General features: G+C 64.3%; 20 protein-coding genes and 1 tRNA gene. 12 read left to right on the forward strand and 9 right to left on the reverse strand.

The window, feature by feature from the left end:
• The first annotated feature begins 3 nt into the window (after nucleotides 1-3).
• Complete coding sequence (pncB, locus tag TP2_RS08145; protein WP_038075743.1) at nucleotides 4-1,311, forward strand: nicotinate phosphoribosyltransferase; 1,308 nt, start codon at nucleotides 4-6, stop codon at nucleotides 1,309-1,311.
• A gap of 4 nt (nucleotides 1,312-1,315) precedes the next feature.
• Here the strand turns inward: pncB and TP2_RS08150 are convergent, their stop codons facing one another.
• The 7 genes from TP2_RS08150 to dapF all read right to left on the reverse strand — a co-directional run bounded on the left by TP2_RS08150 (nucleotide 1,316) and on the right by dapF (nucleotide 8,226).
• Nucleotides 1,316-2,803, reverse strand: a complete 1,488-nt coding sequence (locus TP2_RS08150) for an inorganic phosphate transporter (RefSeq protein WP_420804608.1) — start codon at nucleotides 2,801-2,803, stop codon at nucleotides 1,316-1,318.
• Nucleotides 2,804-2,886: 83 nt separating this feature from the next.
• Nucleotides 2,887-3,330, reverse strand: a complete 444-nt coding sequence (locus TP2_RS08155) for an NUDIX hydrolase (RefSeq protein ID WP_038075744.1) — start codon at nucleotides 3,328-3,330, stop codon at nucleotides 2,887-2,889.
• Entirely contained in the window at nucleotides 3,327-4,304 is a 978-nt protein-coding gene (locus TP2_RS08160; protein ID WP_038075745.1) for a phosphotransferase enzyme family protein, read from the reverse strand. The genes TP2_RS08155 and TP2_RS08160 overlap by 4 nt, the downstream gene beginning before the upstream one ends.
• Nucleotides 4,301-5,563 carry an aspartate aminotransferase family protein gene (locus TP2_RS08165; RefSeq protein ID WP_038075746.1) on the reverse strand — a complete coding sequence of 421 codons (1,263 nt, stop codon included), beginning with the start codon at nucleotides 5,561-5,563 and terminating at the stop codon, nucleotides 4,301-4,303. Before TP2_RS08165 ends, TP2_RS08160 begins: the two co-directional genes overlap by 4 nt.
• Entirely contained in the window at nucleotides 5,553-5,975 is a 423-nt protein-coding gene (arfB, locus tag TP2_RS08170) for an alternative ribosome rescue aminoacyl-tRNA hydrolase ArfB (RefSeq protein WP_038076217.1), read from the reverse strand. Before arfB ends, TP2_RS08165 begins: the two co-directional genes overlap by 11 nt.
• A 155-nt stretch (nucleotides 5,976-6,130) precedes the next feature.
• Nucleotides 6,131-7,393 carry a tRNA (N(6)-L-threonylcarbamoyladenosine(37)-C(2))-methylthiotransferase MtaB gene (gene mtaB, locus TP2_RS08175; RefSeq protein WP_038075751.1) on the reverse strand — a complete coding sequence of 421 codons (1,263 nt, stop codon included), beginning with the start codon at nucleotides 7,391-7,393 and terminating at the stop codon, nucleotides 6,131-6,133.
• On the reverse strand, nucleotides 7,390-8,226 hold the full coding sequence (gene dapF, locus TP2_RS08180; protein WP_038075752.1) for a diaminopimelate epimerase: 837 nt from the start codon (nucleotides 8,224-8,226) through the stop codon (nucleotides 7,390-7,392). The genes mtaB and dapF overlap by 4 nt, the downstream gene beginning before the upstream one ends.
• Nucleotides 8,227-8,332: 106 nt before the next feature.
• Between dapF and TP2_RS08185 the strand changes: the two genes are divergently transcribed.
• From TP2_RS08185 to TP2_RS19020, 3 genes are all read left to right on the forward strand, one after another.
• Nucleotides 8,333-8,408, forward strand: a tRNA-Lys gene (locus TP2_RS08185).
• Nucleotides 8,409-8,523: 115 nt separating this feature from the next.
• Entirely contained in the window at nucleotides 8,524-8,877 is a 354-nt protein-coding gene (locus TP2_RS19015) for a DedA family protein (RefSeq protein ID WP_338065279.1), read from the forward strand.
• Nucleotides 8,814-9,134 carry a DedA family protein gene (locus TP2_RS19020; RefSeq protein WP_338065278.1) on the forward strand — a complete coding sequence of 107 codons (321 nt, stop codon included), beginning with the start codon at nucleotides 8,814-8,816 and terminating at the stop codon, nucleotides 9,132-9,134. The genes TP2_RS19015 and TP2_RS19020 overlap by 64 nt, the downstream gene beginning before the upstream one ends.
• A gap of 6 nt (nucleotides 9,135-9,140) precedes the next feature.
• On the opposite strand, the gene TP2_RS08195 is transcribed toward TP2_RS19020, so the two are convergent.
• Nucleotides 9,141-9,791 carry a sulfotransferase family protein gene (locus tag TP2_RS08195; RefSeq protein WP_169739510.1) on the reverse strand — a complete coding sequence of 217 codons (651 nt, stop codon included), beginning with the start codon at nucleotides 9,789-9,791 and terminating at the stop codon, nucleotides 9,141-9,143.
• Nucleotides 9,792-9,882: 91 nt separating this feature from the next.
• Entirely contained in the window at nucleotides 9,883-10,068 is a 186-nt protein-coding gene (locus TP2_RS18480; protein ID WP_157617071.1) for a hypothetical protein, read from the reverse strand.
• Nucleotides 10,069-10,163: 95 nt separating this feature from the next.
• Here TP2_RS18480 and TP2_RS08200 point away from each other — a divergent pair, with 95 nt between their 5' ends.
• From TP2_RS08200 to TP2_RS08235, 8 genes are all read left to right on the forward strand, one after another.
• A complete protein-coding gene (locus tag TP2_RS08200; RefSeq protein ID WP_038075755.1) occupies nucleotides 10,164-10,994 on the forward strand; it encodes a hypothetical protein in 831 nt (276 codons plus the stop codon).
• An 81-nt stretch (nucleotides 10,995-11,075) separates the two neighbouring features.
• The gene (locus tag TP2_RS08205; RefSeq protein WP_038075756.1) at nucleotides 11,076-11,690 is read left to right on the forward strand and encodes a ribonuclease D; all 615 of its coding nucleotides are present in this window, start codon (nucleotides 11,076-11,078) and stop codon (nucleotides 11,688-11,690) included.
• Nucleotides 11,671-12,627, forward strand: a complete 957-nt coding sequence (locus tag TP2_RS08210; RefSeq protein ID WP_038075757.1) for a KpsF/GutQ family sugar-phosphate isomerase — start codon at nucleotides 11,671-11,673, stop codon at nucleotides 12,625-12,627. Before TP2_RS08205 ends, TP2_RS08210 begins: the two co-directional genes overlap by 20 nt.
• Nucleotides 12,627-13,229, forward strand: coding sequence for a hypothetical protein (locus TP2_RS08215; protein ID WP_038075758.1), 603 nt, complete (start codon nucleotides 12,627-12,629; stop codon nucleotides 13,227-13,229). Before TP2_RS08210 ends, TP2_RS08215 begins: the two co-directional genes overlap by 1 nt.
• Nucleotides 13,230-13,237: 8 nt before the next feature.
• The gene (lptA, locus tag TP2_RS08220) at nucleotides 13,238-13,738 is read left to right on the forward strand and encodes a lipopolysaccharide transport periplasmic protein LptA (protein ID WP_051692330.1); all 501 of its coding nucleotides are present in this window, start codon (nucleotides 13,238-13,240) and stop codon (nucleotides 13,736-13,738) included.
• Nucleotides 13,738-14,517, forward strand: a complete 780-nt coding sequence (gene lptB, locus TP2_RS08225; protein ID WP_051692332.1) for an LPS export ABC transporter ATP-binding protein — start codon at nucleotides 13,738-13,740, stop codon at nucleotides 14,515-14,517. The genes lptA and lptB overlap by 1 nt, the downstream gene beginning before the upstream one ends.
• A 262-nt stretch (nucleotides 14,518-14,779) precedes the next feature.
• Complete coding sequence (gene hpf, locus TP2_RS08230) at nucleotides 14,780-15,355, forward strand: ribosome hibernation-promoting factor, HPF/YfiA family (protein WP_038075759.1); 576 nt, start codon at nucleotides 14,780-14,782, stop codon at nucleotides 15,353-15,355.
• Between the two features lie 35 nt (nucleotides 15,356-15,390).
• A complete protein-coding gene (locus TP2_RS08235) occupies nucleotides 15,391-15,855 on the forward strand; it encodes a PTS sugar transporter subunit IIA (protein ID WP_038075760.1) in 465 nt (154 codons plus the stop codon).
• Nucleotides 15,856-15,909 lie beyond the last annotated feature (54 nt).

A 15,909-nucleotide genomic window follows, 5' to 3' on the forward strand; every position in this document is an offset into this window, starting at 1 on the left:
CCGATGGTCGATATCGCGAGCCGCGTTTATAACCACAAGTGGAAGATCGACCCGATCGTGCGGTCGCTCATCGACACGGATTTCTACAAGCTGTTGATGTGCCAGTCGATTTTCCGCAACAAGCCCGACACCAACGTCAAATTCAGCCTGATCAACCGGACCAAGGCGATCCGGCTGGCGGAGCTGATCGACGAGGGGGAGCTGCGTGAACAGCTCGATTATGCGCGCTCTCTGAAGCTGACGCGGGGCGAGAGCACCTGGCTGCGCGGCAACACGTTTTACGGCAAGCGGCAGATGTTCCGCTCGGATTTCATGGAGTGGTTCGAGGGCTATCAACTGCCGCCCTACACGCTCGAAAAGCGCGACGGGCAGTATGAGCTGACCTTCGAGGGGCCGTGGCACGAGGTCATGCTCTGGGAGATCCCGGCGCTGGCGATCCTGATGGAGCTGCGCGGGCGCGCCGTGCTCAACCGGATGGGGCGGTTCGAGTTGCAGGTGCTTTATGCCCGCGCGATGACCAAGGTCTGGGAGAAGATCGAGGCGCTGCGCGAACTCGACGATCTGCGGATCGCGGATTTCGGCACGCGGCGGCGGCATTCCTTTCTGTGGCAGGACTGGTGCGTGCAGGCGATGCTGGAAGGGCTGGGCGATATCTCGGAAGGTGGCGCCTTCACCGGCACGTCGAACTGCCTGATCGCGATGCGGCGCGATATCGAGGCGGTGGGCACGAACGCGCATGAGCTGCCGATGGTCTATGCCGCGCTGGCCGAGAGCGACGCGGAGCTGGCGCAGGCGCCCTACAAGGTTCTGGCCGACTGGCATGAGGAGCACGAGGGCAACCTGCGCATCATCCTGCCCGACACTTACGGCACGAAGGGGTTTCTGGAGCACGCGCCGGACTGGCTGGCGGGCTGGACGGGGATCCGGATCGACTCGGGCGATCCGGCGACGGGGGCCGAGGTCGCGATCGAGTGGTGGAAAGCGCGCGGCGAGGATCCGCGCGAGAAGCTGGTGATCTTCTCGGACGGGCTCACCGTCGACAAGATCCGCGAGCTGCATGCGCAATTCGCCGGTCGGGTGAAGGTGAGCTTCGGCTGGGGCACGCTGCTGACCAACGATTTCCGCGGGCTGGTGCCGAATGATGCGCTCGCGCCGTTCAGTCTGGTGTGCAAGGCGGTCGAGGCGAACGGGCATCCGACGGTGAAGCTGTCGGACAACCCGGAAAAGGCGATGGGGCCGGAGGCAGAGATCGCCCGCTACAAGCGCGTCTTCGACGTGGGCCAGCAGCAGGCGATGAAGGTTCTCGTCTGAGTGCTCAGGTGATCGCGTTCAGGATCAGGTAAAGCACCGCCGAGAGCGCGGCCGAGGCCGGAACGGTGACGACCCAGGCCGCGGCCACGGTCAGCATATGCGAGCGGCGCACGAGAAGGCGGCGCTTGCGCTCTTCGGGGGGCACGGGCTTGCCCTTCTTGATGCCCAGTTCGCGGGCGCGTTTCTCGGCATGCCATTCGCGGTAGAAGCCCACGCCGAAGATGCCGCCGACCGCGATATGGGTCGAGGAAACCGGCAGGCCCAGCCAGGACGCCACGATCACCGTGATCGCCGCCGAGAGCGCCACGCAATAGGCGCGCATCGGGTTGAGCTTGGTGATCTCGTTGCCCACCAGCTTGATCAGCTTCGGCCCGAAGAGCAGGAGGCCGACTGAAATGCCGAGCGCGCCGACCGCCATGACCCAGAACGGGATGCCGACCTGAGCGGCGATATCGCCCTGCTCGACGGTGTGGACGATCGCGGCGAGCGGGCCGACCGCATTGGCTACGTCATTCGCGCCATGCGCAAAGCTCAGCAGCGCCGCCGAGACCACGAGCGGGACCGAGAACAGCGACTTGAGCGATTTTTTGCGGTTCTCCATCCCCTCCGACTGGCGACGGATCATCGGCAGGGTGATCAACCAGCCGCCGACACCGACGACAAGGCCGATCGCGATCGCTTGGAGCAGGGTGATCTTGAAGAGGTGCTTGAGGCCCTTCAGCGCGAGATAGGTCGCGAAGGCGCCCGCCATGATGCCGATCAGGATCGGCACCCATTTGCGCGCGGCGGCGATCTTGTCGTCGACATAGATCACCTTGGATTTGATGATCGCGAGGAAGAAGGCCGCGATCACACCGCCCATCACCGGCGAGATCACCCAGCTTGCCGCGATCATCCCCATGGAGGTCCAGTCGACCGCACCGAAGCCCGCCGCAACGATTCCGGCGCCGACGACGCCGCCGACGATGGAGTGCGTGGTCGAGACCGGCGCACCGAGCCACGTCGCGAGGTTCAGCCAGAGCGCGGCAGCCAGAAGCGCCGACATCATGGCCCAGACGAAATGGGTGGAATCGGGCAGGGCCGTCGGTTCGATGATGCCCTTGGCGACGGTTTTCACCACGTCCCCGCCCGCGACAAGCGCGCCGAGGGATTCGAAGACCGCAGCGATGATCAGGGCAAACAGCAGCGTCATCGCCTTCGAGCCCACGGCCGGGCCCATGTTGTTGGCCACGTCATTCGCGCCGATATTCAGCGCCATATACGCCCCGATTGCGGCTGCCGCGATCACCACGAGCTGACCGGGCTGCCCGCCCATCAGCAGCGCCGCGACGAGACCCGCGAGCACGATGAAGGCCAGCGCCAGACCCGGCGCGACGAGCCCGCGCGCAACGAAATGCGCGCCCTCTTCGACCCGACCGATCCGCTTGAGATCCTTATCGAGAGTTTTCCACTGATTGACGCGGGGGTCGGGGTTCTGGTTGGCCACTGTCACGAACCTGTCGTCTGGGTGTCACAAATCCCCGGTGGCCTAGCGGGAATGGGCCTTTGTGACAAGCCTGCGCAGGCGTCTCTCTCTCAAAGGTTGCGCAGAATCTTCTGCAATCCTTCTTCGGCGACGAGGCTGGCGGCTTCTTTCGGCGCGAACCATTTGCGCTTGCGCTGGCCGACCTCCGGATAGGTTTTCTCCAGTTGCTCCACCCGCAGCAGGAAAACGACGACATCGGTTGGCACCGCAAGACCACTGTCGAGGATCTTGTCATAGCGGAAATCGCCGATCGGTTCCTTGTCGATCTTGCCGCGTGCACCGGCCTCTTCCCAGGCCTCCTGCTTGGCCGCGCCCGAAAGCGAGCGGCCCCGCATCGGCCAGCCCTTGGGCAGAACCCAGCGCCCGGTATCTCGGGATGTGATCAGCAGAACCTGGGTCTTGCCGTCGCGCACGCGCAGGCACAGCGCCGCCACCTGCAACGAGGCGGGGCGATGGCCGAGAATGCCCTTCGCAACGGTGGTGGCCCATTTCATCTGCCGGTCTCCCATGGCGGCGTGTCGTCGATCAGGTGGCGCGCGAGGTCGAGCGCACGCTCTAGGTACAGTCTCTGACGCGGATCGGAAGGGGTGGCGCGGGTCACAATCCAGCCAGCGGACGCAAAGGCACGTAGTGCTATGAAAAGCGGCAGCAGTGCCTCCTGTTCCGGCGGGAACGCGCGCGCGCCGCGATAGCCCGCCACCAGCCCCTCGGCCTGCGCGGCCCAGAGCGGGTCGCCCCAGCCCTGCACGAGCGCCGTCGCGAGGTCGTAAAGCCGATAGCCCGGCCCGCAATCGTCGAAATCGATCAGCGCGAGGCCCGCCGGACCGCTCAGCACGTTCTCGCGCAGGATGTCGGCATGGATCGGGCCGATATCGCCGGCCAATGCAAGGCGTGCCCGCGCCAGATCGCGCGCCTCGATCAGCGTCGCGGCCTCGTCCGTGGTGAGTTGCGGATGCTCCCAGAACCGTCCCCAGAGCGCCTGCTCGCCCAAAAGCCCCTCGAGATCCCAGGCATGGCGCGTGAAGTCATCCGGCGGGGCGGCGTCGCAGGCGGTATGAAACTGCGCGATCAGCGCGCCCAGGGCCTCGGCCTCGCGGCGCACCTGCGCAGCATCTGGCCCAAGAGGGAGATCCCCCGCCCCGATCGGCACCCCCTCGAGCCATTCAACGCAGGAGGTCACCCGGTTGCGCACCTGGCCCGTCAGTTCGCCGTTCAGCGCACGCACCGGGCGCGGCACCGGCAGGCCCTGCTCGGCCAGCGCCTCGCACCAGCGCAGCTCGGCCTCGATCCCCTGTCGCCCCTGATAGCCGGGCCGGTGCAGCCGCAGCGCCACGCGGCGGCCATCCTTCAGCCGCGCCTCGAAGACGATATTCTCGCGGTTCTTCACCAACCGGGGCGGTTCGGCGGCCTGCCCCCAGGAATAAAGCGCGGTCTCCGCCATCGCCTGCGCGATCTTGTCAGAACTCATGCGGGCAGCTCCTCGAAACAGTCTGTGAGCTTGCCGATCAGCTCGTCGGCATCGCTGCGCGAGAAGACCATCGGCGGGCGGATCTTGAGGATATGCTGGGCGCGGCCCACCCGACCCATCAGCACGTGGCGGTCGCGCATCGCCTCGACGATCCGGCCTGCCTCCGCGCTGGCAGGCTCGCCATCCCGCGCCAGTTCGATCCCGAGGAAAAGGCCAAGCCCGCGCGTGTCGGCGATCAGCGGATGCGAGAGCTCGCGCAGCCCGCCAAGCAGATAGGCCCCAACCTCGGCGGCATTCTCCTGCAGGCCTTCGTCCTCGATCACCCGCAAGACCTCCATCGCCGCGACGACCGAAACGGGATTGCCGCCAAAGGTGTTGAAATAGCCGAACGCCTCGCGGAAGGCGGCCATCACCTGAGGCTGCGCCACCAGCCCCGCGACGGGGTGGCCATTGCCCATCGGCTTGCCCATCGTGACCACGTCGGGGGTAAAGCCCAGCCATTCGTGGCCCCAGAAATTCGACCCTATTCTGCCGAAACCGGGCTGAACTTCGTCGCACAGGATCAGCCCACCGGCGCGGCGGATCACCTCCACCGTGGGATCGAGGAAACCGGGGGCGACGCCGGGCATGCCCTCATTGGCGAAGATCGGGCAAAGCATGAAACCGGCGAAACCGTGGCCGCTGGCCTCGAGTTCGTCGATGGCGCGCGCGACATGCGCGGCAAAAGCCTCGGGCTGCGCGGCGAGCGAGCCGCCCAGAGGCGCGAGGCTATCCGGCGCGGGCACCCGGCGGATATGATCGGGCCAGCCCCCGATCGGCGGGCGCCGGGTCGACAGATGCGCCACCGCCGTCGTGTTGCCGTGATAGGTGTTGTCGGTCGCGATGAAGCCGCGCTTGCCGGTGACCGCCTGCGCCATGCGCAGCGCCACGTCATTCGCCTCGGAGCCGGTGCAGGTCATCAGAAGCTGGCCGGGGAAACTGACCTTGCCCAGCAGCGCCTCGGCATAATCGAGAATGCCCTCATGCAGGTAGCGCGTGTGGGTATTCAGCACCCCCGCCTGCTCGCAGATCGCCTTGACGATGCGCGGATGGGAATGGCCGCAATGGGCGACGTTGTTATAGGCGTCGAGGTAGCGCTGCCCGTGGGCGTCAAACAGAGACGCGCCCTGCCCGCGCACGATCTCGACAGGGCGATCATAGAAAATCGGCACGTTCGGGCCCAGAAGCCGCGCGCGCCGCTGCAGCAGATCATTCCCCATCCGATACCTTCCCACGCAGCGCCTTCACCTCGCCCCGGATCGTCTTCGCCTTCAGCCGCCGCTTCTTGGACCCGAGCGTGGGCCGCGTCGCGATCCGCGTCTTCGGCTTTTCCAGCGCCTTGCGGATCATCTCGGCCAGACGCTCGCGCGCGATGTCGCGGTTGCGCGCCTGCGAGCGCGTGTCCTGCACCTGCAGGATCAGCGCCCCGTCGGTGGTCCATTTCCGCCCCGCGATCCGGCGCAGACGGGTCTTGACCGGCGGCGGCAGATTGGGCGAGCGTTCCGCCTCGAAGCGCAGCTCCACCGCGGTCGAGACCTTGTTCACGTTTTGCCCACCGGGGCCCTGCGCCCGGGTGAAGCTCTCGGTGATTTCCCAATCCTCGATGGCAATCTGATCGTTGATCCGCAGCATGGGCCACAAGCTAGCCCAAGAGAGGGAAAACGAAAGCCCCCTCCTTCCAACTGCATGAAATATCCCGGGGGTGAATGGCCGCAGGCCAGAGGGGGCAGCGCCCCCTTTCTGACTGAGACACGTCGCCATCCGGCGACGGCGGTGGCAGCGCCTCCTTACCCCGCCAGCAACCGCGCCCCGTCATGGCCGGTGATGCGCACGCGCATCAACGTACCCTCGGGCTGGTCGGTCTCGAAGGCAACCTCGGCAAAGCCTTCGGTGCGCGCCACGCGCGGGCCTTCGGTCAGCACGATCTGTTCGGTTCCCACTTGCGCCTGAAGGTGGGCGGCCAGAGCCGCCTCGCCCTTGGCGCGCAGACGCGCGGCGCGCTCCTTGATGATCGGGCCCTTGACGGCGGGCATCCGGGCGGCGGGCGTGCCCTTGCGCGCGGAATAGGGGAAGACATGCAGGAAGGTCAGATGGCAGTCATCGACGAGCCGCAGGGAGTTTTCGAACATCTCCTCGGTCTCGGTCGGGAAGCCCGCGATGATGTCCGCGCCGAAGACGATGCCGGGGCGTAGCTTGCGCGCCTCTTCGGTGAAGGCGATGGCATCGTCGCGCAGATGGCGGCGTTTCATCCGCTTGAGGATCATGTCGTCGCCCGCCTGAAGGCTCAGATGCAGATGCGGCATCAGGCGCGGTTCGGTTGCGATCGCGAGCATCAGGTTCTCGTCCGCCTCGATCGAATCGATCGAGGAGATCCGCAGGCGCGGCAGGTCCGGCACCAGCTTCAGGATGCGCATCACCAGATCGCCCAGGCGCGGCTCGCCCGGCAGGTCCGCGCCCCATGACGTCAGGTCCACCCCGGTCAGCACGACCTCGTTGAAGCCGCGATCGACGAGACGCTTGATCTGCTCGACCACGACACCCGCCGGGACCGAGCGCGAATTGCCGCGACCGAAGGGGATGATGCAGAAGGTGCAGCGGTGATCGCAGCCGTTTTGCACCTGCACATAGGCTCTATGCCGGCCGAATCCGTCGATCAGATGCCCGGCCGTCTCCTTCACCGACATGATGTCATCGACCATGACGCGCTCGGTCTGGCCGATGAAATCGGGACCTTGCGGGGCAAGCTGCGCCCAGGTCTCGGCCTGCATCTTCTCGTGATTGCCGATGACCTTGGTGACCTCGCCCATCGCGGCGAAGGTCTCGGGTTCGGTCTGCGCGGCGCAGCCCGTCACGATCACCGGCGCGCCGGGGTTCTCGCGCGCCAGACGGCGGATTTCCTGCTTGGCCTTGCGCACGGCCTCGGCGGTCACGGCGCAGGTGTTCACGACGACCGCACCCTCCAGACCGGCCTGCTCGGCCAGCTCCTTCATCGCCTCCGTCTCATAGGCGTTGAGACGGCAGCCCAGCGTCGAGAAAACGGGCGGCTTCATAGCGCGGCCAGAAATTCGGGGGTGAGGGTCGCGTCGAAGACATGCGCGGTCGGGCCGGTCATCCAGACGCCGTCCTCGCGCCAGTCGATCTCGAGCTGGCCGCCATCGACATCGACAAGGACGCGTTTGCCTGTGAGGCCGCGCAGGTTCGCGGCGACGGCGGTGGCGCAGGTGCCCGAGCCGCAGGCCAGCGTGATGCCGGTGCCGCGCTCCCAGACGCGCATGCGCAGGTGGTCGGGGCCGATGAGCGAGGCAAATTCGACATTGGTGCGCTCGGGGAAGAGCGGATCATGCTCGATCACCGGGCCCTGCATCGCGACCTCGACAGCCTCGGCATCCTCGACGAAGAAGACGCAATGCGGGTTTCCCATGCCCACCGCAACCGGATCGCCCCCGAGCGGCAGATGTTGGGGATCGGTGCCCGGCAGGATCGGGATCTGCGAAGGCTCGAGAATCGGTGCGCCCATATTGACCGAGACGAGACCATCGGTGCGTCGAAGCGCCGAAAGCGCCCCGCGTTCGGTGACAAGCGTGACGTGATCCTGCCCGAGCTGGCGCATCATGTAATCGCTCACGCAGCGGGTGGCATTGCCGCAAGCGCCCGCGCGCGATCCATCAGAGTTCCAGAAATCGAGCGTGAAATCAGCACTTTGTGCCGGACGGATCACGGCAAGCTGGTCAAACCCCACGCCGCGATGACGATCTCCGAGCGCGCGCGCAAGCGCAGGCGTGACCGGATCGTCGCCCTCGCGGGCGTCGATCACGACGAAATCATTGCCGAGCCCGTGCATTTTCATGAAGGGCAGGCCGGAGGCTGTGCGCGTTGTATTCATGGCGCGCGATATACGCCTGCGGCCCGGTTTTTTCCAGATGCGTAGTTTTTGTGAATTTTATGCCTTGACCCCCCCGACGCGGGTTTGTAGAGACGCGCCCTGTGATGGGCCGTTAGCTCAGTTGGTAGAGCAACTGACTTTTAATCAGTGGGTCGCAGGTTCGAATCCTGCACGGCTCACCATCACCTTCCAAAGCCCGGGCCTCGGCCCGGGTTTTTGCGTTTCCGGGGCGCTGCAACGCGGCATGTTTCGGAACCCGGGCCGGGGCGGCTGCGTAACTCCTGCAAAGGAGGCACCATGTTTCAGTGGATTACCGGCGTGATCGCGGCTTTTGGGTATCTGGGCATTGCTGGGCTGATGTTGGCCGAGAACGTCTTTCCGCCCATCCCTTCCGAGCTGATCATGCCGCTGGCGGGCTACATGGCGGCGCAGGGGCAGTTTTCCTTGGTCTGGCTGATCCTGGCCGGGACGGCTGGGTCGGTCATCGGCGCTGTGCTGTGGTACTGGATCGGGCTGAAGATCGGCCTGGAGCGACTTGTGCGCTCTCACGCCGCCACGGGCGCTGGATCGGGATCGCTCCGCGCGACATCACCCGCACGAAACATTGGTTCGACCGCCACGGCTGGGCGGCGGTGTTTCTCGGGCGGATGATGCCGGGCGCGCGCACATTGATCTCGGTGCCTGCGGGGATGGCACGGATGCCTTTCGTGCCGTTTCTTGCCTATACGACCGTCGGCTCGGCGCTCTGGACGAGTTTCCTGACGATCGCGGGTTTCTTGTTGCACAAGCAATATGGCGAGGTAGCGGATTGGGTGAACCCGGTGTCGACTGGTCTGCTGATCGCTTTGGTTCTGATCTATCTCTGGCGGGTGATCCGCTGGAAGCCCCGCGAGGAAAGCCCCGCGTGAGCGCACTCAAAAAAGGTCGGTTGCGTATCCGAACGCTTCGAAATCAGCCGCGTAAAGTTTGCGGATGAGCGCTTCGCTTTCTTCGCAATAGGCCGCGCGAAGTTTTCCCTCCGCATTCGTCGGATTGCCCGCCCGCGGAAGCTCCGCCGGGCCGTCGCTTCCCCAGATCCGCTGCACGACCGTCGCGAGATCCGCATCGAGCGTTTCCACTTTGCAGATATGATCGAAGGCCTCGATCGGCAGCAGCATCAGCGCGCTCTGCGGCGCCCAGTGGGCATCGCGATAGAGACCGCCCTGATCGAGAAAGCGGCAAAAGGAGAGAAAGCTCGGCTGACCGTTCTCGTCGAGTTCGAGCATGTGTTTCCAGCGATCCATGCGCGGGCCGCGCAGGATTTTGTCGTGATAGGACGACAGCAGCCGGGTGAAGGGATTGCGCACGACGGTGAAGGTCACGACGGCATCGGTCTCGAGTGCTGCGACCTGAGCGCGCGACATGTAAGGCGGGCGCAGCCATCTGTGCTTGTCGCCTTCGCCCGAGAGCGGGCGGCGATAGGCGGAATGTTCCGACAGGATCCGGGCGACGGTCGTATTCGCCGCTTTCGGCACGCGATTGTAGAAAAAACCGTCTTCGGGTGAAAACGCGCCGCGCGGAATCATGTGAAAGAGGCTGCACGGGCTGGAACTGGGATATTTTCGGAAAAACGGTGTCAGGGCATTGAGGGCCGGTCGCGCGATCCTGTCGCGCAGATCATTTGCCGGAAGGGAAGCCATGAGGGTCGAGCGTCTTTTCTTTCGCGGGGTGCTTTTCTTCCTTCGGGGAATTGAGCCGATAAATCAACGCTTGAGATGATGCGCCGATGATGCGGTGCATTTCGGGAACGAGGGCAGTGGATTTGGGTCGAACTATGGTGAGCCCGCGAGCCGGCGCAGCCATCGTTTGATCTCGCGACAGTCCGAAAACTGTTGTTCGAGGCGACCTGCGAAGCTACACCCGCGCCCTGAAACATGCCCGCTACGTAAAGTGATCCCATGTCCGCCCAGAAACGCCGCATCATCATTCATCTCGGATTTCCGAAGACGGGAAGCACGACGATCCAAGGGATGCTCGCCGCCAATCGCGATCGTCTGGGTGATGGGATTGTCGCGTCGCCCAAGGACGAGCTGACCTACCGGCTACGCAAATATGCGCTCAAATACCGACGCAGCGGGCATCTCTTCTGGTGGAAGCTCCGGCACGAAGTGGCGCTGCGCCAGATGGTTCGCAAGATTGATACCATGGAGTTTGAAACCCTGATCATCTCGGATGAGAACATGATCGGCATCGAATCCGGGAAGATTTTCGATCCGCCCGAACAGACCAACTATCTGCCTTGGGTAGCCCATCTCGACGCGGCCCTCTCGGGCTATGATGTCCATTACGTTATTTATCACCGGGAACCGAAATCCTGGCAGCGCAGCTCCTGGAACCAGGCGTTCAAGATGCGGCGCGTGAAGGCTGATTTCGAGACCTGGGCGAAGGATCACTCCGATCTCGACGCGCCCCGCCGGATTATCGAGCAATTCCGCGGGTTGCTGGGCGACCGGCTACATGTGCTCGACATGGCCGAGGAGATTGGCGCGGATCGTCTGATGGGGCGCTTCATACTCGAACTCGCGGGGGTCTCGCAGGAACGGATTGCGGACGTGGTGCTTCCGCCGCGCGAGAACGAAAGCCTGCCGCTGGCCTCGATCGAATTGCTGCGCCTGATCCATGAGACCGGGAAGTTCCGTGGCGGTCGCTATCGGACCCTGTCACGGCTCTTCAAGGCGCATCCCGAGCTCTTTGCTCCCAATCCGAAGCCGCCGCGCAAGGACGGGTGATCGCAGCTGCGGTCTTCCCGCGTTGGCAAGTAGGGCGCAAAGCGCTTATATGCCCGGCAGAACGATCTGAGAGGACAAGCCGTGGCGATCCACCTGCATCACAATGACCTGCCCGAAGGGCTCGATCTTGGGCCTGTCGTGGCCATCGACAGCGAGACCATGGGGCTCGACCCGCGGCGCGACCGCTTGTGCCTCGTCCAGCTCTCTTCGGGTGATGGCGATGCGCATCTGGTGAAGATCGCGAAAGGTCAGACCGAGGCGCCGAACCTGTGCAGGATGCTGGCCGATCCCGACGTCGAAAAGCTCTTTCATTTCGCGCGTTTCGACGTGGCCGCGCTCTATAATGCCTTCGGGGTCGAGACGAAGCCGGTCTTCTGCACGAAGATTGCCTCGAAGATGGTGCGCACCTTTACCGATCGGCACGGGCTGAAAGTGCTGGTGCAGGAACTGGTCGGTGTCGATATCTCCAAGCAGCAGCAAAGCTCGGATTGGGGTGCGGCGGAGCTGACCGAGGCGCAGATGGAATATGCGGCTTCGGACGTGCTGCACCTCCACAAGATCAAGGCCGAGCTGGTGAAGCGGCTGGAGCGCGAGAACCGGATGGAGCTTGCGCAGGCCTGTTTCGACTTCCTGCCGACGCGGGCGAAGCTCGATCTGCTGGGATGGGAGGAGCCCAATGACATCTTCCACCACTGATTATTCCGGCATCGCCAAGCGGGTGATCGGGATCGAGGCGGCGGGGCTGGCGGCACTGGCCGACAGTCTCGATGGCGAGTTTTCGCGTGCGGTGGGGATGATCCTCGAGACCAAGGGGCGGGTCATCGTCTCGGGAATGGGGAAATCGGGCCATATCGGGCGCAAGATCGCGGCGACGCTGGCTTCGACCGGCACGCCCGCGCAATTCGTGCATCCGGCAGAGGCAAGCCATGGCGATCTGGGCATGGTCACGCGCGATGATCTGGCGCTGGTGCTGTCGAATTCCGGGGAGACGCCGGAACTGGCCGACCTCATCGCCCATACGCGGCGCTTCGGCATTCCGCTGATCGGGGTGGCGAGCCGACCGGAGTCGACCCTGCTGCGTCAGGCGGATCTGGCGCTGGTGCTGCCTGCGGCCGAAGAGGCGTGCGGCACCGGCGTCGTTCCCACGACCTCGACGACGATGACGCTCGCGCTGGGCGACGCGCTGGCGGTGGCGCTGATGGAGCATCGCGAATTCACCGCCGAGCATTTCCGCACCTTCCACCCCGGCGGCAAGCTGGGCGCGCGGCTGTCGAAAGTCGCTGACCTGATGCATCGCGAGATGCCGCTTGTCGGGCTCGAGACGCCGATGCCCGAGGCTCTGCTGGTGATGAGCCAGAAGGGCTTTGGCGTCGTGGGTGTCACCGACGCGGCGGGGCGTCTGGCCGGGATCGTCACCGATGGTGATTTGCGGCGTCACATGGAGGGGCTGCTCGATCACAAGGTGGCCGAGGTGATGACCGCCAATCCGCGCACGATCGCGCCGGGCCAGCTGGCCGAGGCGGCCGTGGCGCAGATGAATGAGCGCAAGATCACCTGTCTCTTCGTCGTGGAAGACGAAAAGCCCGTGGGCTTCCTGCAAATCCATGACTGTCTGCGTGCCGGGATCGTCTGATGATCTATGACAACCGCCATACGCAGCTGGTGAACTGGGCGAAGGTCGTCCTGCCGCTGCTGGCGCTTGTCCTTTTGTCGACGATCTTCCTGATCTCGCGCCGGATCGATCCGAGCGCGGCGATCCCCTACGCCAAGGTCGACGTCGAGAAGCTCGCGCGCGAGAACGCACTGACCCGGCCGGAATATTCCGGGGTGACGGATGATGGCTCGACCCTGTCGGTGACCGCGAAACAGGCGCGTACATCGCCCGAGGCGACAGGTGGCGCGAGTGCCGATCAACTCGCAGCGAAGCTCACCGCGCCGGACGGGCATGTCACGGACCTGAGTTCGAATGCGGGTCTGTTCCGGCCCGATCTGGGTCAGGTCGAGCTGTCGGAAAAGGTCGCGATGCAGACTTCGGATGGCTACCGGATGAATTCCGATAAGATGGTCATGAAGACCGATGGCAGCCTGCTGAGCTCGCCCGGTCCGATCCATGGCGAGGCGCCATTCGGCACGCTTGACGCAGGCTCGATGCAAATGACGCCCACGGCCGATGGCAAAGGGCATGATCTTGTTTTCAATGGCGGCGTGAAGCTGATATATCAGCCGCAACAGTGAGGGTTTTCATGTTTCGGACGCCTTTTCCCGCAGCTTTCCTGATTACGATCGCGCTTCCCGTTCTGGCGACGGCGCAGCAGCTGTCCTTCGCGGGCATCCGCGCGGACCAGAACGCGCCGGTCGAGGTGCTCTCGGATAGTCTCAAGGTGAACCAGGAGAGCGGACAGGCCGTGTTCAGCGGCGATGTGCGCGTCAATCAGGGCACCATGCATATGCAGGCGGCGGAGGTCGAGGTCATCTATGATCCGAAGGACCGCTCGAAGATCTCGACGCTGCATGCGACGGGCGGCGTGACGCTGGTTTCGCCCACCGAGGAGGCCGAGGCACAGGAAGCCGTCTATGACGTGGCGGCGGGCACCGTGGTGATGACCGGCAATGTGCTTCTGACTCAGGGCGAGAACGTGATGTCGGGCAACAAGCTCAATGTCGATCTGCGCACCGGCACCGGCCAGATGGACGGGCGCGTGCGCACGCTGCTCAAACCCGCGACCAAGACCGGGGGACAGTGATGTCGGTTACGACGGGGGAACAGGACGCGACCGGGCTCGCCCCGGTGGCGGGGCAGGGCGGCTTGCAGGTGCGGGGTTTGCGCAAGAGCTATCGCCGCCGCCCGGTGATCCGCGATGTCTCTCTGGATCTCTCGCGGGGGGAGGTCGTAGCGCTGCTGGGTCCGAACGGTTCGGGCAAGACCACCTGTTTTTACAATATCGCCGGCTTGATTCGCCCTGATGCGGGCGAGGTGCTGATCGACGGGCGCGACGTGACGGGCCTGCCGATGTATCGGCGCGCGCGGCTGGGGATCGGCTATCTGCCGCAGGAAGCCTCGATCTTCCGCGGGCTTTCGGTCGAAGATAACATCATGGCGGTGCTGGAGATCGCCGAGCCTGACCCGCATACGCGCCGCGAGCGGCTCGAAGAGCTGCTGGGCGATTTCTCGATTGGCCATCTGCGCCAGGCGCCTGCACTGGCGCTGTCGGGCGGAGAGCGGCGGCGCTGCGAGATCGCGCGCTGCCTTGCTGCCGATCCGAAATATCTCTTGCTCGACGAACCTTTCGCTGGCGTCGACCCGATTGCCGTGGCCGAGATCCGCGCGCTGGTCGCCCAGCTCAAGGATCGCGGCATCGGGGTGCTGATTACCGATCATAACGTGCGCGAGACGCTCGAGATCGTCGACCGCGCTTACATTCTGCACGACGGGACGGTCTTGATGTCGGGGACCACCGAAGAAGTCGTGCAGGACGAAAACGTGCGCCGCGTCTATCTCGGGCAGCACTTCCGCATCCTTTGAGCGCCGCGTGAGCGCGGCTTTTGCGCTGCGGCGAAGGTGACCCGTTGACACCCCCCCGGTTCCATACCCAAATAAGATTCAAATGCGTGACCGTTGTTCCCATCCCCTGCGCGCAGACCGAGCTTGTTTCGGACAGCTACGGCCTGTCGCCTTGCAACCCGGAGCACGGCCCGCTACGCGCTTTCGAGAAGAATTTAACTGGCTTGCAACCCGCCCCTGTCAGGGTCGGGTGAAGCAGGCCAATGCGTGAAGGAGGAAATCCATGCGTTACCAGATCAGTGGCAAGCAGATCGACATCGGGGAAGCTCTGCAATCCCATGTCAAAACCGAGCTCGGCGAAGTCGTCGACAAATACATGCAGCGCCCGACGGACGCGACGGTCACCTTCTCCAAGAACGCGCATGAATTCATCTGCGAAGCGACCGTGCACCTCTCGACCGGCCTGACGGCGTCGGCGAAGGGGCATGCCACCGAGATCTACGCAGCCTTCGACAGCTGCCGTGAAAAAATGGACAAGCAACTGCGCCGTCATAAGCGCAGGCTGAAAGATCATCACCGCGACCGCGTCGAACCGGTTGAATTCGAGGCTGCGGGCCTGTATGTGCTCGCATCCGATGAGAATGACGAGTCGGGCGAGGTGGCTGATGGCGCGCCGATGATCGTGGCCGAGATGGAAACCAAGGTTCCCACGCTCTCGGTTGGCGAAGCGGTGATGCAGATGGAGCTGTCGCATGCGCCCCTTCTGGTGTTCCGCAACGAGAAACATGGCGGGGTTAACGTCGTCCATCGCCGCGAAGACGGCAATATCGGCTGGATCGACCCGCGCAACAGCAAATGAGCGCCGAAGAAAAAGGCGCGGAAAAGACGAGTTAAATGGAACTTTCTAAATTGCTTGCGCCGGGCGCCGTGAAGGTGCTGTCGAACGTCACAAGCAAGAAGCGCCTTTTTCAGGATCTCGGCGATATCGCCGCGTCGGTCTACAAGCTCGGCGCGGCGCAGACTGTTGATGCCTTGCAGGAGCGTGAAAGCCTCGGGCCGACGGGTGTCGGTCATGGCGTGGCGCTTCCGCATGCGCGGCTCGACGGGCTCGATGAGGTTGTCGGCGTCTTCCTGCGGCTGGAAAAACCGCTCGATTTCGACGCGGTGGACCGGCTTCCGGTCGATCTGGTCTTCGCGCTCTTCGCGCCGAAGGATTCCGGGGTGGAGCACCTGAAGGCGCTTGCGCTCGTGTCGCGTACCATGCGCGATCCGGAAACCTGCGAAAAACTGCGCGCAAATACCGATCCGGCAGCGCTGCATGCGGTGCTGACCGAGGCGCAGGGCCGTCAGGCGGCCTGATCCTGCCAAAGATGAGATTGAAATGCGCGTCGGCCTGTCCGGCGCGCTTTTCTT

The organism is Thioclava pacifica DSM 10166 (genome assembly GCF_000714535.1).
Classification (GTDB): domain Bacteria; phylum Pseudomonadota; class Alphaproteobacteria; order Rhodobacterales; family Rhodobacteraceae; genus Thioclava; species Thioclava pacifica.

Excerpts from the sequence above, each read along its gene's own strand:
- pncB (WP_038075743.1), top strand. The coding sequence starts at position 4 with ATGGTCGATATCGCGAGCCGCGTTTATAACCACAAGTGGAAGATCGAC.
- TP2_RS08155 (WP_038075744.1), bottom strand. The coding sequence starts at position 3,330 with ATGAAATGGGCCACCACCGTTGCGAAGGGCATTCTCGGCCATCGCCCC.
- TP2_RS08160 (WP_038075745.1), bottom strand. The coding sequence starts at position 4,304 with ATGAGTTCTGACAAGATCGCGCAGGCGATGGCGGAGACCGCGCTTTAT.
- TP2_RS08165 (WP_038075746.1), bottom strand. The coding sequence starts at position 5,563 with ATGGGGAATGATCTGCTGCAGCGGCGCGCGCGGCTTCTGGGCCCGAAC.
- arfB (WP_038076217.1), bottom strand. The coding sequence starts at position 5,975 with ATGCTGCGGATCAACGATCAGATTGCCATCGAGGATTGGGAAATCACC.
- mtaB (WP_038075751.1), bottom strand. The coding sequence starts at position 7,393 with ATGAAGCCGCCCGTTTTCTCGACGCTGGGCTGCCGTCTCAACGCCTAT.
- dapF (WP_038075752.1), bottom strand. The coding sequence starts at position 8,226 with ATGAATACAACGCGCACAGCCTCCGGCCTGCCCTTCATGAAAATGCAC.
- TP2_RS19015 (WP_338065279.1), top strand. The coding sequence starts at position 8,524 with ATGTTTCAGTGGATTACCGGCGTGATCGCGGCTTTTGGGTATCTGGGC.
- TP2_RS08195 (WP_169739510.1), bottom strand. The coding sequence starts at position 9,791 with ATGATTCCGCGCGGCGCGTTTTCACCCGAAGACGGTTTTTTCTACAAT.
- TP2_RS18480 (WP_157617071.1), bottom strand. The coding sequence starts at position 10,068 with ATGGCTGCGCCGGCTCGCGGGCTCACCATAGTTCGACCCAAATCCACT.
- TP2_RS08200 (WP_038075755.1), top strand. The coding sequence starts at position 10,164 with ATGTCCGCCCAGAAACGCCGCATCATCATTCATCTCGGATTTCCGAAG.
- TP2_RS08210 (WP_038075757.1), top strand. The coding sequence starts at position 11,671 with ATGACATCTTCCACCACTGATTATTCCGGCATCGCCAAGCGGGTGATC.
- TP2_RS08215 (WP_038075758.1), top strand. The coding sequence starts at position 12,627 with ATGATCTATGACAACCGCCATACGCAGCTGGTGAACTGGGCGAAGGTC.
- lptA (WP_051692330.1), top strand. The coding sequence starts at position 13,238 with ATGTTTCGGACGCCTTTTCCCGCAGCTTTCCTGATTACGATCGCGCTT.
- lptB (WP_051692332.1), top strand. The coding sequence starts at position 13,738 with ATGTCGGTTACGACGGGGGAACAGGACGCGACCGGGCTCGCCCCGGTG.
- hpf (WP_038075759.1), top strand. The coding sequence starts at position 14,780 with ATGCGTTACCAGATCAGTGGCAAGCAGATCGACATCGGGGAAGCTCTG.
- TP2_RS08235 (WP_038075760.1), top strand. The coding sequence starts at position 15,391 with ATGGAACTTTCTAAATTGCTTGCGCCGGGCGCCGTGAAGGTGCTGTCG.